Annotated in this window: 12 protein-coding genes; 4 read left to right on the forward strand and 8 right to left on the reverse strand. The window is 61.0% G+C overall.

Going from position 1 to position 15,657, the window contains the following annotated elements; translation table 11 throughout:
* Window positions 1-2,928, forward strand: a 2,928-nt coding sequence (locus ABEB25_RS22895) for a DUF7453 family protein (RefSeq protein WP_345738783.1), incomplete at its 5' end; no start/stop codon positions are given.
* Window positions 2,929-3,317: 389 nt separating this feature from the next.
* Here the strand turns inward: ABEB25_RS22895 and ABEB25_RS22900 are convergent.
* Entirely contained in the window at window positions 3,318-3,803 is a 486-nt protein-coding gene (locus ABEB25_RS22900; RefSeq protein WP_345738784.1) for a MogA/MoaB family molybdenum cofactor biosynthesis protein, read from the reverse strand.
* Window positions 3,804-3,811: 8 nt separating this feature from the next.
* The gene (moaC, locus tag ABEB25_RS22905) at window positions 3,812-4,267 is read right to left on the reverse strand and encodes a cyclic pyranopterin monophosphate synthase MoaC (protein WP_345738785.1); all 456 of its coding nucleotides are present in this window, start codon (window positions 4,265-4,267) and stop codon (window positions 3,812-3,814) included.
* A gap of 134 nt (window positions 4,268-4,401) precedes the next feature.
* Here moaC and ABEB25_RS22910 point away from each other — a divergent pair, with 134 nt between their 5' ends.
* Window positions 4,402-5,769 (forward strand): DUF1501 domain-containing protein, encoded by a 1,368-nt coding sequence (locus tag ABEB25_RS22910; RefSeq protein WP_425572121.1) that lies wholly within the window; start codon window positions 4,402-4,404, stop codon window positions 5,767-5,769.
* A 97-nt stretch (window positions 5,770-5,866) separates the two neighbouring features.
* Complete coding sequence (locus ABEB25_RS22915; protein ID WP_345738787.1) at window positions 5,867-7,030, forward strand: acyltransferase family protein; 1,164 nt, start codon at window positions 5,867-5,869, stop codon at window positions 7,028-7,030.
* Window positions 7,031-7,080: 50 nt separating this feature from the next.
* On the opposite strand, the gene ABEB25_RS22920 is transcribed toward ABEB25_RS22915, so the two are convergent.
* From ABEB25_RS22920 to ABEB25_RS22935, 4 genes are all read right to left on the reverse strand, one after another.
* Window positions 7,081-7,389, reverse strand: coding sequence for a Dabb family protein (locus ABEB25_RS22920; RefSeq protein WP_345738788.1), 309 nt, complete (start codon window positions 7,387-7,389; stop codon window positions 7,081-7,083).
* Between the two features lie 57 nt (window positions 7,390-7,446).
* Complete coding sequence (locus tag ABEB25_RS22925; RefSeq protein ID WP_345738790.1) at window positions 7,447-7,617, reverse strand: hypothetical protein; 171 nt, start codon at window positions 7,615-7,617, stop codon at window positions 7,447-7,449.
* Window positions 7,618-7,679: 62 nt separating this feature from the next.
* On the reverse strand, window positions 7,680-9,371 hold the full coding sequence (locus ABEB25_RS22930; RefSeq protein ID WP_345738792.1) for an ABC transporter permease: 1,692 nt from the start codon (window positions 9,369-9,371) through the stop codon (window positions 7,680-7,682).
* Between the two features lie 35 nt (window positions 9,372-9,406).
* Complete coding sequence (locus ABEB25_RS22935) at window positions 9,407-11,071, reverse strand: ABC transporter substrate-binding protein (RefSeq protein WP_345738793.1); 1,665 nt, start codon at window positions 11,069-11,071, stop codon at window positions 9,407-9,409.
* Between the two features lie 92 nt (window positions 11,072-11,163).
* Between ABEB25_RS22935 and ABEB25_RS22940 the strand changes: the two genes are divergently transcribed.
* A complete protein-coding gene (locus tag ABEB25_RS22940) occupies window positions 11,164-11,613 on the forward strand; it encodes a YkvA family protein (RefSeq protein ID WP_345738794.1) in 450 nt (149 codons plus the stop codon).
* Between the two features lie 2 nt (window positions 11,614-11,615).
* Here ABEB25_RS22940 and ABEB25_RS22945 read toward each other — a convergent pair whose 3' ends face one another.
* Both ABEB25_RS22945 and ABEB25_RS22950 read right to left on the reverse strand, forming a co-directional pair.
* Entirely contained in the window at window positions 11,616-13,478 is a 1,863-nt protein-coding gene (locus tag ABEB25_RS22945) for an acyl-CoA dehydrogenase family protein (protein WP_345738795.1), read from the reverse strand.
* A gap of 44 nt (window positions 13,479-13,522) precedes the next feature.
* Window positions 13,523-15,652, reverse strand: coding sequence for a 3-hydroxyacyl-CoA dehydrogenase NAD-binding domain-containing protein (locus tag ABEB25_RS22950; protein WP_345738796.1), 2,130 nt, complete (start codon window positions 15,650-15,652; stop codon window positions 13,523-13,525).
* Window positions 15,653-15,657: the final 5 nt, after the last annotated feature.

Below are 15,657 nucleotides of genomic sequence, written 5' to 3' on the forward strand. Positions count from 1 at the left end.
CCTGGTAAGGTGACTTACCTGGGGGCCTTGAACAACACGGTTTCGCGCACGCTCACGGTGAGTGTATCAGACGGCAGCCTGAGCACCTCCACCACCAGCACGATCCATTTGGCACCGGTGAATGATGTACCTACGGACATCGCCGTCACGCCTTCAAACGTTCCAGAAAATAATGAGCCAAACGTCGTTGTGGGCACCCTCAGCACCACCGACCCAGATGTGGGGGATACCTTCTCCTACAGCCTTGTGACAGGTGCTGGCGATACGGACAATGGCAGCTTCTTCATCGTCGGAAACATCCTGCGGATCACTCCCGGGGTGGACTTTGAAACCAAGCCTTCTTACTCGATCCGGGTGCGTTCTACAGAGGCGAGCACTGCTTTTATTGAAAAGGCTCTAACCATCAACGTCAGAGACTTGCTGGAACAAGAGATTGCCTATGACGACTTCCGCAGGCCTAGCGACTCGGGCAATGGCTGGTCCACCAACTGGAGTGTGGCTAATCCAGCCGTGGCCAATCTGGTCTATCCGCCTTTGAATTCGGGCGGACAGGCGGCAGGCAGCGGTGCGGGGCAGAGATTCCGTACCTTGGGTGTGGCCCAGACGACTGGGGTGGTCTATGTCTCTGCGCTGCTGAAAGGCGGCGGCTACTGCAACATTGCACTTTTTGATAACAGCCTGGAAAAAGTCTCCTTTGGGGTGGTCTATGATCCTCTGCGGGGAACGTTCAATCCCAACTTTGGCTTGTTCGATGAAACGCGACGATTCGAAGGAGGGGCAGCGATGGTTCCAACCGCCGTGCCTATCGATTCGGCGACCCATTTGATCCTTGCTCGTGTGGATTTAGATCTCAATACCGTGGAAATGTGGCTGGATCCGAATCTGGCTTTGCCTCTGGGAGCGCCGAACTGCACCAGCCGCGCTGGGGTGGCGTCCGGTGGTAACTACGACTTTAACCGAGTGCGGCTCGAAGTGACAGGCACGGCAGTGATGGACGAACCACGCATCATGGCCGGAGATCGCCGGTTTGTGGCAGAGCGTGTGACGAGTGCGTCTATCGCTTCCCCTAGCGTGACCAATGTGAAAAATACCCGGGCCACCCTGGGCGGCGATATCTCTCAGACGGGCGGCACGGCCATCCTGGAACGTGGCGTGGTCTATTCGGCCACCGCCGTCAACAGCAACCCGGAAGTGGGTGGAACCGGTGTTTTCCAGGCCACGGCCAGCGGCACCTCCACAGGCACGTTTACGGTCAATGTGGCGGGCTTGGTCGCGGGTACCAATTACAGATTTAAGGCCTACGCACGCAATGCCATCGGCACGACTTACACCTTAACGACGGGCAGCTTCCAAACGCTTTCCGTGCCTGAATCGATCCCCGGCGACAGCGGTGATGTGATCAGCAATAGCTTAGCCACCGGCGCTGATGGAACATCCACCATCGGCAACTACGGTGTGCTGCGTCGCGGAGGTTTCTTGGCCGAAAATGGTGTGTTTGCCTACCCAGGTTATCTGCTGATGGGTAGCGGCAGCCCTCCGGTCACCACCGCAAACAATTCTGGCATCTGGAAAGTGCAGGGGGGAAATCCTCTCCTGGTCGCCCGCACGGGCACCACAGTGCCTGACGTGCCCGGCGCTTTGTTTGCCACGGTGCCAGAGGTGCCTGGGCTGAGCGAATCTGGCGATGTTTCGATGCTCTCCACCTTGGTTATTGGCAGCGGTGGCGTCACCACGGCGAATGATACAGGTCTGTGGAGTGAAATCGGCGGTGGCGGCCTGCGCCTGCTGCTGCGTGAAGATGACAACATTCCCTCGTTGCCAGGCGTCAAAGTGGGCTCATTTGCCTCTGGCGTGTATGCCACTGCCAGGACTGGAGCCAGCACGGGCGAAGCGGTCTTCTCCGTCACTTACAAAGGAGCCAGCACCAAAACGGCCCTGCTGCGCACCAGCGTCAGCGGTGCTACCACCACCGTCAGTGTGGTGGCGCAGGAAGGCGAGGTCGCTCCTGGTGCCTCACCTGCTGCGAACTATGTGAGTGTGGCTGGTAGCTACAGCGACCCAGGGCGCATGGATGCGCAGGGCAACTTCGTGTATGCAGCCCTGACCACCCCCGGCAACAAAGAAGGTATTTGGTATCAGCCCGTGACTGGCGGCACCCCTAACAAAGTGTTCTTTGCAGGTGAAACGGCTCCTGGCACAGGCGGTGCCACCTTCGCCCGTCTGCAGCGCCCGTCCATGGGCAGCAATGGATTCATCAGCTTCCGCGCCACACTGAACCGCGATGGTGACAATGCCGCCAATGCCCGTAACGACGGTATTTGGAATGGCAGTGCATCGAATCCGGCCAGCTTCACCTGCGTGCTGCGCCGTGGAGATGGCGTGGCGAAAGTGTCGAACCTGCCGGTGGGCAGCTTGGTGGGGAACCCGTGGGGCGGCTGGCTGACCAACAGCAACCTGGGAGCCTGGAGAGCCTGGCTGGACGTGGATGGAGATGGCATCAGCTCGACAGCGGATGGAGACGTGAATGCGATCTTTGCGAACTTGTCAGGAGCGATGCAACTGGCTGTGAAAGTGGGCGATGCGGCCCCGGGAACCGCCGGAGCGAGCTTCAGTGGATTTGACCTACCGATGGTGGGAGGCAACAACCAGTATGCAATCCTGGGGAACCTCACGGGAGGTGACACGGTGACAGGGAATAACCAAGGACTGTGGAAGAGCGGCCCGAATGGAGGAGCGCTGACGCTGGCGATCCGAAAAGGCGCGACCATCACGACCACGGAAGGCCCGAAAGTGGTGACGAAGATCGACGTACCGGGATCCAACCAGACGGACCGCCGCTGGGAACAGCCGGTGATGGACAGCGCAGGCCGGATGGTGGTGTACGTGACGTTTGCCGATGGCAGCACGAGTCAGGTGATCATCCCCTAACGACTAGAATGTCAAAAGGCGCGGCCTTCACGGGTCGCGCCTTTTTTTGTGCAGCGAAGGCTCACTCTGAAAACAGCAGCCATGAGGGTGACTCGGGCCAGGGGCGCGAAAGCAGAATTTGGGCCATTTGGACCGAAGTTAATGCGAATTTGTATTTTGTTGACGATTTACGCTTGTCTTCTCGCTCGAAAACACCTTTCATTGTGTAGGATAAAGAGAAACTAAGCGTCAGTGATAGCTGTCATACCGATGAAAATTCGTAACGTCTCGTTGAAAATGTTGTTCATCATGGCCGTTTCTTATGGCCCGTCACCTCTTCCGCTGGTCGCTCAGACAGCGGAGATGAAGCCTAGGGGCGGTGAACTGGAATTGAAGGCGGAGCGCCTGCCTTAGCAGCTCGTCGGCACGCGCTGGGCCAGCTTCACAGCATGGGGAATGGCCCCGATGACAAAACTGAGGCATTCGACGGCTCCCTGGGGTTTGCCCGGGAGGGCGATGACGAGGGCACGATCCACAATCGCCGCCAAGCTGCGGCTGAGGATAGCATTGGGTGTGATGTCGATGGAGCGCATGCGCATGAGTTCACCAAAGCCGGGGATTTCCACCCGCATGATGCCGCGAATGGCCTCCGGGGTGACATCGCGTACATCCACGCCGGTGCCACCGGTGGTGAGAATGAGGCCACAGCCCTGGGTATTGAGGGAACGGATGGCGGACTGGATGCGCTCCAGGTCATCTGGAACGATGACTTCACCCACGACCTGCCAGCCATAGCCCTCGGACGCTTGGCGCAGGGCGGGGCCGCCGAGGTCTTCATAAACGCCTTGGCTTGCGCGATCGGAGACAGTGATGATGCCGACGGGGATGCTGGACATGGGAGAAATCAGGGGAGGGGAGTTTTGGTTTTGGAAAGAAGGCCGATGTCGGTGATCTGCATGGTTTTATCCACGGCCTTGCACATGTCATAAATGGTGAGGGCGGCGATGCTGACGGCGGTGAGGGCCTCCATTTCCACCCCGGTGGCGGCGGTGGTCTTGACGGTGGCGGTGATGTGCACGGCCTGGGCCTGGAGATCAAAATCCACCGCGACTTTGCTGAGGGGAATCTGGTGGCAGAGTGGGATGAGGTGCTGGGTCTGCTTGGCGGCCTGAATAGCGGCGATGCGGGCCACGGCGAGGACATCGCCCTTTTTGAGGCCGTTTTCCTGGATCAGCCGCAGGGTTTCGGGCAGCAGGAGGATGCGGCCTGTGGCGACGGCTTCGCGCAGGCAGGGCGTTTTGTCAGAGATGTCCACCATGCTGGCTTTTCCAGCATCGTCCAGGTGTGTGAGGGAGGGCATACTTTGATGATGGCAAGACATTGTCCTGTGCTCAAATGGAACTCTCGGGGGCTGGAGTAGATAGAGCGGCCTGGCCTGGGCCGTAATTTGCTATCATGGCCCCCGCTTTTGAAAATCGCTTGAATCGCCGCCTCATGCTTCAGCGCTCAGCGGCGGGTTTTGGTGCCCTCGCGCTGCGCGGTCTCCTGAGTGCCAGCGAGACAGCCGATCCGCTGGCGGCCAAGAAGCCACATTTCCCGGCGCGGGCTAAGCGGGTGATCTTCCTCTTCATGAAAGGCGGGCCGTCTCATGTGGACACCTTTGATCCGAAACCTTTGTTAGACCGGGATCATGGCAAGCCGCTGCCCTTTGCCCTGCCAAGGGTGACCTTTGCGAAAACCAGCACGCTGCTGAAGTCGCCCTGGAAGTTTAAAAACTATGGCGAAAGTGGCCTGCCCGTGAGCGACCTCTTCCCGCATGTGGCGAAGTGTGTGGATGATCTCTGCATCATGCGCTCCCTGCATGGGACGAATCCGGCCCATGGTGGTGCGCTGCTGAAACTGCACACCGGGAGTGACACCTTTGTGCGCCCGAGCCTGGGCGCCTGGGTGAGCTATGGACTGGGGACGGAAAATTCGGACCTGCCCGCCTTTGTCACCATCTGCCCCACCCTGGCGCATGGTGGCGTGAACAATTGGGGCTCGGCCTTTCTGCCTGCCTGGGCTCAGGGGACGCCGATGGGCAATGCGAGCGTGCCTGCGGACCAGGCGGTGGTGCGCCACATTCACAGCCCGCTGAAGGTGCCGGAGTTGCAACGTTTGCAGTTAGACCTGGCCAGCCGCATGAATCGTCAGCACCTTGGCAGCACGGGCGAGCACGCGGACCTAGAGGCGCGGATCAACTCCTTTGAACTGGCCTTCCGCATGCAGTCGGCCATGCCGGAGCTGCAAGACATCGGCGGTGAAACGGAGGCCACGCTCAAGCTGTATGGCCTGGATGATCCGGTGACGCAGAATTTTGGTCGCCAGTGCCTGATGGCCCGCCGCTTTGCGGAACGCGGGGTGCGTTTCATCCAGGTGACGCATAGCGATGCGAATGTGCAGTGGGACCAGCATGGAGATCTTTTCAAAGGCCACACGAAGAACGCGGCGGAGGTGGACAAGCCCATCGCCGGGCTGCTGCATGACCTGAAGTCACGCGGCCTGCTGGAGGATACCCTGGTGGTCTGGGGCGGAGAGTTCGGCCGCACGCCGGTGGCGCAAGGTGGCGACGGGCGCGACCACAACCCCGAAGGCTTCACCATGTGGATGGCGGGCGGCGGGGTGAAGGGCGGCATGGCCTATGGTTCCACGGATGACTACGGCTATTTCGCTACGGAGAACAAAGTCCACATCCACGATTTCCACGCCACCATCCTGCACATCCTGGGGCTGGATCACGAGAAGCTGACCTACCGCTATGCGGGCCGCGACTTCCGCCTGACGGATGTGCATGGGCATGTGGTGAAGGATATTTTGGCCTGATGGGGGAGGGGCATTTGAGAACTCCCGAAGTGGGTTCGTGAGGACTTTGTGCGTCGCGGCGAAAGCCTCGCGATGAATGGTCCGTTTGTTCCCGGCCATGTCTCCTAACCAACGCCTCGTTTCCCTGGATGCCTTCCGGGGTTTTATCATGCTGCTGATGGCCTCTTCGGGCTTTGGGCTGGCGCAGATGGCCAAGGCGAATCCGGAGTCCTGGTGGTGGCAGCAGATCGGCTACCAGGTGTCGCATGTGGAGTGGGTGGGCTGCGCGCTGTGGGATCTTATCCAGCCGGCGTTCATGTTCATGGTGGGGGTGGCGGTGCCGTTGTCGCTTCTCCGCCGCAAGCAGGACGGGCAGGGGTTCTTTGGCCGTTTTGCCCATGCGCTGCTGCGGGCGTTGGTGCTCATTTTGTTAGGCGTGTTGCTTTCGACGAAGGTGGGGGATCCGCAGACAAACTGGATCTTTCCCAATGTCCTGGCGCAGATCGGCCTGGGGTATGTGTTCCTGTTTGTGCTGGCCTCTCTGGGCTGGGAGTATTGTGCGGCGGCGGTGGTCATCCTTTTGGTGGGGGACTGGTACTGGTTTTTCCAGCATCCGCTGCCTGCAGCGGGATTCGACTTTGCGGCGGTGGGGGCCAGGCCCGAAGATCTGATGGACGGACGTTTTGCCCAGTGGAGCAAGCACCTGAATGTGGCGGCAGACTTTGACCGCTGGCTGCTGAACCTTTTCCCGAGAACGGAGCCTTTCATCACCAATGCGGGCGGCTACACGACGATGAACTTTGTGCCTGCGCTGGCGACGATGCTGATGGGGGCGATCACGGGTGAGCGGCTGCTGCGGAGCCCAAAGACGCATGGGCAAAAGGCGGCCATCTTGCTGACGGCGGGCATCGTGTGCCTGCTCATCGGAACGGTGCTGGACATTGTGGCGGTGCCCATGGTGAAGCGTATCTGGACGCCTTCGTGGGGGATGTTCAGCGGCGGCTGGGTCTTCCTGATGCTGTCGTTCTTTTACTGGCTGGTGGAGGTGGCGGGTCAGAGAAAGATCGTCTTCCCGCTCGTGGTGGTGGGGATGAACAGCCTCTTCATCTACGTGATGCACAGTCTGGCCGCAGGGTGGATCCGCGATGCCATTAAAACTCACGCAGGAGCCGGGTTTTTCAGCGGAGCCTGGGCACCGGTGATCGAGCGGTGCAGCGTGTTGGCGGTGCTTTGGTTGCTGTGCTTTTGGTTATACCGCCAGCGTGCCTTTCTGCGTGTCTAAACAAAAACGGCGGTCTGAACCTGGGTTCAGACCGCCGCTGGAAAGCAGGGTCAATGAATCGGTGAGGTGTCGTAGACCTTCACCTGGTCAAAGAACGGTTTGCAGACGTCCACGAAGTGAAGGTGCTTGGGGCATTCCTTCTGGTAGAATTCATGGTCCTGCAGGTTTTTGAAGTGCAGGGTGAGGGAGTAGTTGAAGCTGTGGTCGGTGACGGGCCGCTCCTCGGTGGGGGCGGGTTTGCCGACGAAGCCGTGCTCCAGGTAATCAATGGTCTTGAGGGCGATGAGCTCGTTCTCAAAGGTTTCGACCTGCTCGGCGCTCAGGTCCTTTTTCAGCCAGAAATAGACGTTGTGAATCATGGTGGTGGCATGATGGCACTCCGGGAGGGTGGCCGTCAATAAGCAAGCGCCTTTAGTTCAGGACTTGTCGGCTGTCTTGGCCGCAGGCTCAGGCGGCAGCTTTTCAAAAACCGTCAGCTTGGCCAAGCCATAATAATAACCAAAGACACTGCCCAGCAGGAGAAGAAACGCCACCATGGGCCAGAAGCCTGGAAGCCAGGGCGGGGAAAGACGGCGGCGGCGTGACATGGCTGGCAATGATGGCGAGGAGAGGGAAAGGGAAAGCGAAAAATGCGGGCAGAGCCTGAAGGCTAACGGAAGAGAGCGCCGAGTTTTTTGCCCAGCAGCAGGGCCGCACCGACGATGGTGATGGTGAGGAAGATCATGGCCCAGACCCCGAGGGCGGAGGCGAGGCTGGGGCCATTGCCCAGACCCATGACCAGGAAGTAGATGGCCTTGGTGATGGGAAAGTGGGAGGACTGCTGCGCGAGAATCATCGAGTCGCTGACCTCCAGCATGGCAAAGGCAAAGGCGAGCAGTCCGCCCGCGAGGAGATTCGGAGCGACCAGGGGTAGCGTGATGCGCCAGAGGGCACGCTCCGGCGTGGCCCCGAGGTTTTGCGCGGCCTCCTCCAGGGCGGGGCTGACCTGCTGAAAGCCGGCGGAGGCGGAGCGCACGATGTAGGGCAGGCGACGCACGGCATAGGCGATGACGAGAATGAGGAATGGATCCTCGCCCAGGATGAGCCAATCGAACTGCCGGCCAGGTCGGGTCATGGCCAGATAACCAAAGGCCATCACGACACCCGGCACCGCCAGCGGCAGCATGGCCATGGCATCCAAAAGCTGCCGACCCCAGAGGCGCGTGCGCACATTCACATAGGCCACGCCGATGCCCAGCACCAAGGCGAAGCCGATGGCGAAGACGGAGTACTTCAGGCTGTTGGCGATGGAGCTCAAGGTGAGCTCATGCCCCAGGGCCTGATGAAAATGGTCCAGCGTGTAGGCCTGGGGCAGCACGGTGGCGTACCAGTCATCGGCAAAGCTGAGGAGCACGACACCGAGATGCGGCATCACGGCCAGGAAGGTGACGAAGGCAAAGGCTGCCGTGCAAAGCAGGCCGATGCCGAGAGGCAGGCGAACGGTCTCCCGTGCTGTGGTGGCACGGCCACCCCCGGTGGAACTGGCACGGCCAAAGAACAGTTTGCTGAGGGTGTAAATCAGCGTGCTGAAAACCAGCATGACCACCACAAGGGCATAAGGGAAGGGATTGTCACTGAGGTCATTCAGCGAGCGGAAAATCTGCACGGCAGTGACGCGGTCGTAATCAAACACCAGGGGCACGCCCAGTTCTGTAAAGGCCCAGATGAAAACAATGGTGCCGCCAGCAAAGATGCCCGGCATGATGAGGGGCACGGTGATGCGCCAAAAGCGCTGCCAAGGCGGGCAGCCGAGACTGGCCCCGGCCTCCTCCATGGCGGGGTCGAGATTCGCCAGCACGGCGGCGATGTTCAGGTAAAGAATGGGGTAGAGATGCAGCACCTCCATGACCACAATGCCCAGCATCTGTCCCTCGCCCAGCCAGTCGGTGGGGCGCTGGGCATTCATGAGGCCTAACTGAATGAGCATGGAATTTAGCGCCCCGGCCTGCCCGAGGATGGCCTTGATGCCGATGGCCCCGACGAAAGGTGGCAGCACCATGGGTGTGAGCACCAGGCTGTTGAGCAGGGTCTTTCCAGGAAAGTCATAGCGCACAAACATCATGGCCAGAGGCATGGAGATGACCAGGCAGCCCAGCGTGGTCCAGATGGCGATGATGAAGGAATTGACCAGCCCTTCGCGATAGAGCGGATTGAGAAACACCTCCGTAATGAACTCCAGCGTGAAGCGGTGGTCAGGCGTCTCAAAGGCCAGCTTCACCGTCGTCCAGATGGGATAGATAAAAAAGCAGCCGAAGAAGACGGCCATGATGCCAAACACAAGGAGGGCGAGGGAGCGGGACATCGGGAAAAGGCAGGGTGCTCGTGGATGGAATGACGCTATTCCCCTTTGCGGGCCAGGGTGTGGGCGAGCTCGTAATTGTTGCGGAAGGTGTCGCCCAGGGCGCGGGCGAGCCTTGTTTCGGCGACCTTGTCGCGGGAGCGGACAACCTTGGTGATGTCCCCCACGGCGAGGTCATAACGGATGCTGGTGAGCTCCTGGAACACCTCGGTGGCGCGCGGCGGCTGCTGGCGTGTGATGAGGGTGTGCCAGGCTTTCCGCTGTTCCTGATGTGTGTCCACACACATCACGCGGATGAGGAAACGCAGCGTGCTGAAGGCGGAGGCCGTCCACTCCGGGTGATAGGTGAAGGCCTTGGCCTTTTCATAAGGCATCTCGGCGGCATCGCTCATCAGCAGCAAGTTTTCAGGCTTATAAAAATCCTTTCGGGCGGCGAGGCGACGCAGGGCGCTGCGGGTAGGGCCGCCCGGTGTTCCGCTGCGGTAGGCCCAGATCTTTTGCCCGGCATCGCTGAGGACGAACTCGATGAAGGCCGTGGCCAGCCCGGCCTCCGGGGCACCCCGGAACATGGCGATGGGGTCCACACTCACCGAACTGCCGCCCACAGGCATGATGAAACCGATGCGGGAACTGCCATCCGGACGGCGGGTTTCCTCCTCGGTGGAGCGGCCATAGTAGTCAATGCACATGCCGGCTGCGGCATCGCCACGGGCGACGTCCAGAGGGATCTTGCTGGAGCTGTCGCTGAAGTAGCGGGCATTCGCGCTGATGCGCTGGATGAGGTTCAGCCCACGGGTCCACCCCTCCCGCACTCCGGCGGCCTCAATGTCCTGGGGCGTTTTGAGTTGGCCTGGGTTCTGGGTGAGGCGGGCGATGGCTTCCTGCATCTCCTGCTGGATGAGCATTTCAAAGGCCTTCGTCACCGTGGCGCTGCGCCCTGGATCTGCGAGGGCGAGCTGGCCATAGAGGCGGGGATCTGCCAGGTCGCGCCACTGGGCAGGGTCCTTCTCGATGCCAAGACGGCGCAGCACATCGCGGTTGAAGACGATGCCAAAGCTGGACAGGCAGCAGGCGATCCACCGGTCCTTGCCATCGCGAAAAGGTTCTCCGCTGACCATCTCGGGGATACCCTCGTCACCGAACCAGGCCGGGTGTTTTTGCCGCAGGGCGGCGATGCCAGTGCCGGGGCCGTTTTGGGCCACCAGGGTGCCTGATTCGGCCTGGATCTGAAAGTCATACGCGCCGCCTCCGAAGAACACATCCAGCCCCACGCCCGTATCGGACTTCAGAAAAGCCTGCCGTGCGGCGTCACTGGCCGGGGCCTTGGGGTTCATGAAATTTTGGGCGATGGCAGGTGTCCACGTTTGGCCGAGGGCCTGAGTCCAATGAAGCTGAAAGGCGGCACTGAACTCGGACTTCAGCATCACGGCAATCTCGGAGGTGCCGCCGGGCACACGCCAGTCCACGGCGACAGTTTCACCGGTTGTCTCTTTCCAATGGCGGACGAAGGCTTGGCCGAATTCGGCCCGCAGGCGCTCGGGATGCGGGGTGATGATGACGAGCTTGCGCTCTGCTTTCGATGAAGCGGTGGACTGGCCGGGCTTCAGCAAAAAGGGGCCGAGCAAGGTGACAAGCAGGGCACTAACGATGGCGATTTCTTTGCACCAGCGTCGGAGAAAAGATGGAGCGGCGGCTTCAGACATCGTCCCTCATCCAAGCGGAAGGCGGGGCAAACGGCAACTCGGCATTCTCCTGGTGGCCATCTTTTTCGCGCCGTGACAGGTCTGTCACGGTCATGCGATTGCAAAAAAGCCGTGTTTTCGTCATCGCCACCGTGCTGGAAAACCGCATAATGATCCCTATGCCCGCCCCTGATAATCAGCACGATATTGACATCGCCAAGGTCACCCAGCGTGCCAAGGACATCGAGGACAAGCTGCCCAAGCTGCGCCAATGGATGGAGCAGGGGCAGGTGATCCTTTCGATGGTGAAGGACTACTGGGCTGGCAACTACCGCGAGGTGCCCTACTGGGCCATCAGCGCGGGGGCTTTGTCCTTGCTTTATGTGCTGAATCCGGCGGATGTGATACCGGACATGATCCTGGGTGTGGGCTATCTGGATGATGCCACGGTGGTGGCCTTTTGCCTCAAGCTCATCGAACGAGAGCTGGTGAAGTATAAGGAATGGCAGGCCGCTCGGAAACCTTCCCCACCTGCCAAGGCGGGGAAGGTCATTGATGTCTGACTTTAGTCAGCGGCGGCGGGCATCAGATCCCGGCTGACCTGACGGGCCTCCGGTTCCAGCGTTTCCTTCAGGGCCTTGTAGTGGCTGCCGAGGCGGGTGCGGGTGAGCTTGCCAAAGTAGCGAACCTTGCGCAGCAACTTCTCTGTCTCGGAGGAATTGGCCGCCGTGCCTTTCATCAGCGAGCCTGCATAGGCAAGCGTTGTGGACCAGACAAAGAGCTCTGCGCCGATGTCTACGATGCGGCCTAACAAGATCTGCCGACGTTCAAGTGCCGGACCATTGAGCACCATGGCGTGGAAGAGGGTGCGGGCCAGCTTGTGGCTTTCCCGGGCGATGGCGTTCATGTCGCGGCGGAGCTGCGGGTGCAGGTGATGGGCGGCATGGCCTGCCCCACCTGGCAGCCACATGCGTGGGTACCAGGTGGCGTAGGTTCGGCCTGCGCGGAGGGCGGCCATCGCTCTCTGTTTCAGCGGCAGGGTGGAGTTCACCACTTCGGCACCGATTTTCAGGTGCGGATCCAGTACCTCGCGGGCGATGAAGAGGCGCATGATTTCGCTGCTGCCTTCAAAGATGGTGTTGATGCGGCAGTCGCGGAAAAGGCGCTCCACCGGGTCGGGTCTTTCGCCACGTTCACGGAGGGAATCAGCCGTTTCATAACCACGGCCACCACGGATCTGCATGGTGTCATCTACGATGGCCCAGGCGCGCTCGCTGCCCCAGAGTTTGGCGATGGCGGCCTCCAGTCGCACATCTGCATGTTTGTCGCGGTCCACCAGGGCGGAGACGTAGCGCACCATGGCCTCCATGGCGAAGCTGTCGGCAGCCATGCGAGCCAGCTTGTCCGCGATGGCAGCATGTTTGCCCACGGGCTGGCCCCACTGCACGCGCTCCGCAGCCCAGCGGCTGGAGATTTCTACACAGCGTTTGGCCAGGCCGGTGCAGGCGGCAGGCAGGGTGATGCGTCCGGTGTTCAGGGTAGTGAGGGCCACCTTCAGGCCACGGCCTTCACCTCCCAGGATGTTGGCGCGTGGCACTCGCACGTTATGAAAATGGACCACGCCATTGTAGAGCGCGCGCAGGCCCATGAAGTGGCAGCGGTGGACGATCTCCACCCCTGGCCATGAGGTTTCGACAATGAAGGCGCTGGTGGCATGCGGCTTCTCCGGAGTGGGAGTGCGGGCCATCACAACGATGATGCCGGCCTTGAGGCTGTTCGTGCACCACAGCTTCTCGCCATTTAGCAGGAAGTGGTCTTCTCCATCCGGTGTCGCCACGGTGGACATGCGGGCAGGGTCGCTGCCCACATTGTTTTCTGTCAGGGCAAAGGCGCTGATGATGCCGCTGGCGCACAGAGGTAGATACTTCGACTTCTGCTCCTCCGTGCCGAACAAAATGAGCGGCTGCGGAGCACCGATGGACTGGTGGGCGGAAAGCAGGGCTGCCAAGTTCCCGCATTCACCACCGAGCAGCATGGCACTGCGGGAGTAGTTGGTCTGGGAGAGTCCCAGGCCGCCGTACTTGGTGGGGATCTTGATGCCGAAGGCCCCGAGGTGGGCCAGTTCATCCAGCAGGGTTTCGGGGATCTCTCCCGTGCGGTCGATTTCGTCAGGATCGGCATGCTCATCCAACACCTTTTTCAGGCGGGAGAGGAAGGCATCGCCCTGATCATGATCCTCCACCGACTGTTCTGGGAAGGGGAGAAGTTTGTCGAAATCCGGTGTGCCGAAAAACAGACCTGCGGCGAGGCCAGCGTTGTTGCGTTCATCACGCGCAGCCTCGGCCATTTCGAGCGCCGCCTTTTGGCCAGCGGACATTTTTGACATGTCAATGAGGGCTGCGGGGGGAGGGGTGAGTTCGGTTTTCATAAGGAGGGTGGGCTGAGGTTTCGGGTGGGATGTTCCATCATTGGTTAGGTCTTAGGTATGGCGTCGGGCTCAAAGGCATTGGGCTCGGGCGTGCTGTGCTGGAGCATGCGCAGCTCCACGGCGGCGTTGTCTTCGCCCAGATCATGCATCCAGGACAGCGGCCCGCCGCGGAAGGGCGGGTAGCCGGTGCCCAGGATCATGGCTAGATCAATGTCGGAGGGGTCGCGGGTGAGGCCTTCCTTGGCGCAGCGTGCGGCCTCATTGGCCAGCAGCAGGGCAAGGCGGTGCTGCACGTGCTCGACCACGGCCGGGTCATGGATGACGGGGCATTTTTTGCGCCCGCCTGTGCCGTGCGTGTAGAAACCCTGGCCGGACTTTTTGCCCAGCTTGCCTTCGGCGACCATGCGCTCCAGCAGGGGAGAGGATTGCAGCCTGTCCGGGAAGGCGGCGCAGAGCGTGTGGCCGACGTGGACGGCGACATCCAGGCCGATCTCATCCAGCAGGCGCAAGGGGCCCATGGGCATGCCAAACTCCAGCATGGCTTCGTCAATCGTCTCCGCTGGGATGCTGCTGGCATGCAGGCGCACGGCCTCCATGAGGTAGGGCATGAGGATGCGGTTCACCACAAAGCCGGGGCTGTCCTTCACCACCACGGGTACCTTGCCCAGCTTCTGCACAAAGGCCACGGCGGTGGCGATGACATCGTCGGAGGTGTGGTGGGTGATGATCACCTCCACCAGCGGCATGCGATGCACGGGATTGAAGAAGTGCAGGCCGATGACGCGTTCAGGATGCGGCAGGGTTTCTGCCAGTTCCGTGATGGAAAGGGCGGAGGTGTTGGTGGCCAGAATGGTGTCGGGACCGCTGCGCGCGGCGAGATCGGCAAAGATCTTTTTTTTCAGCCCCATGTCCTCCGTGGCGGCCTCGATGACGATGGGGTAGTGGCTCAGGGGCACACGGGTGTGCTCGGGCTTCAGGCGATCCAGCGTATCATGATGGTCACGGCGGGTGATGGCTCGGCGCTTCAGGCCTTCATTGAGGAGATCATGCACACGGTGCATGCCACGGGCCAGAGCATCCATGCTGACATCCTGCATGAGGACCTGATTGCCACGGCTGGCGACCCAGTGGGCGATGCCTGCGCCCATCACGCCGGCACCGATGACGGCCACGTCATGCACATGCAGGGCGATGCCGCGAGGGAAGGGTTTTTTGGAGGCCTCCTCTTTGCGGAAGAACAGGTCGATGAGATGCTCCGTCTGTGGAGTCAGGGCGAGGTCCAGAATGGCATGGCGTTCCAATTCGAGGGCCTTGTCCAAGGGCAGCACCGCAGCCTCTGTCGCGACCTCAATGGCACGCAAGGGGGCCTGATAAAGGCCGCGTGTTTTTTCCATGACCTGACCGCGCACCCGGTGGGCCAGGGCATTGCGGATGCCGGGCAATTTCCAGAAGCTGTGGCTGATAGGTGGCTCGCGCTCAGGCAGTCCGGAGGCCAGCATTTCGAGGGCGGCTTTTTCGAGCTGTTCACGAGGCACGACTTTGTCCACCAAGCCGTTGCGTTTGGCGGCGGAGGGTTTCAGCAGCTTGCCCGTGATGATCATTTCCAGGGCCGCAGGCAGGCCGAGCAGGCGCGGCAGGCGGGTGGAGCCGCCCCAGGCGGGGATGAGGCCGATCTGGGTTTCCGGTAGGCCGAGGCGTGTGGACTCGGCATCGCTGGCGATGCGGGCATCGCAGGCCAGGGTGAGCTCCAGCCCGCCGCCGAGGCAGGCCCCGTGAATGAGGGCGATCTTTGGCTGGGGCAGGGCGGCAAGGCGGTTGAACACATCTTGGCCTAACGAAATGAGCGTCTCCACCCGGCGGATGGGGGAGCTGCGCACGGCCTTGAGATCGGCCCCAGCGATGAAGATCTTGTCCTTGCCAGAGCGGATGACGAGGGCCTTGACGGAGCTGTCGCGATGGAGGCTCTCCAGGCAGAGGTCAAACTCGCGCAGAGTGGATTCGTTCCAGACGTTGGCTGCGCTGCCCTGCATGTCGAAGGTGATCCAGGCGGTGCCGTTTTCATCCACCGTCAGCCGGAAATGGCAGAGGGACTGGATGCGGCCGGTGACCGTGGGCGGCTTGGGGAAAAAGGCATCTTTCTCCGCCGCGAGGGTGTCGAGCAGATGAGTATTCATAATCG

It is taken from the genome of Prosthecobacter algae, from assembly GCF_039542385.1.
Taxonomy (GTDB): Bacteria; Verrucomicrobiota; Verrucomicrobiia; order Verrucomicrobiales; family Verrucomicrobiaceae; genus Prosthecobacter; species Prosthecobacter algae.

Excerpts from the sequence above, each read along its gene's own strand:
- moaC (WP_345738785.1), bottom strand. The coding sequence starts at position 4,267 with ATGCCCTCCCTCACACACCTGGACGATGCTGGAAAAGCCAGCATGGTG.
- ABEB25_RS22935 (WP_345738793.1), bottom strand. The coding sequence starts at position 11,071 with ATGTCTGAAGCCGCCGCTCCATCTTTTCTCCGACGCTGGTGCAAAGAA.
- ABEB25_RS22915 (WP_345738787.1), top strand. The coding sequence starts at position 5,867 with ATGTCTCCTAACCAACGCCTCGTTTCCCTGGATGCCTTCCGGGGTTTT.
- ABEB25_RS22940 (WP_345738794.1), top strand. The coding sequence starts at position 11,164 with ATGCGATTGCAAAAAAGCCGTGTTTTCGTCATCGCCACCGTGCTGGAA.
- ABEB25_RS22925 (WP_345738790.1), bottom strand. The coding sequence starts at position 7,617 with ATGTCACGCCGCCGCCGTCTTTCCCCGCCCTGGCTTCCAGGCTTCTGG.
- ABEB25_RS22910 (WP_425572121.1), top strand. The coding sequence starts at position 4,402 with ATGCTTCAGCGCTCAGCGGCGGGTTTTGGTGCCCTCGCGCTGCGCGGT.
- ABEB25_RS22950 (WP_345738796.1), bottom strand. The coding sequence starts at position 15,652 with ATGAATACTCATCTGCTCGACACCCTCGCGGCGGAGAAAGATGCCTTT.
- ABEB25_RS22930 (WP_345738792.1), bottom strand. The coding sequence starts at position 9,371 with ATGTCCCGCTCCCTCGCCCTCCTTGTGTTTGGCATCATGGCCGTCTTC.
- ABEB25_RS22945 (WP_345738795.1), bottom strand. The coding sequence starts at position 13,478 with ATGAAAACCGAACTCACCCCTCCCCCCGCAGCCCTCATTGACATGTCA.
- ABEB25_RS22920 (WP_345738788.1), bottom strand. The coding sequence starts at position 7,389 with ATGATTCACAACGTCTATTTCTGGCTGAAAAAGGACCTGAGCGCCGAG.
- ABEB25_RS22900 (WP_345738784.1), bottom strand. The coding sequence starts at position 3,803 with ATGTCCAGCATCCCCGTCGGCATCATCACTGTCTCCGATCGCGCAAGC.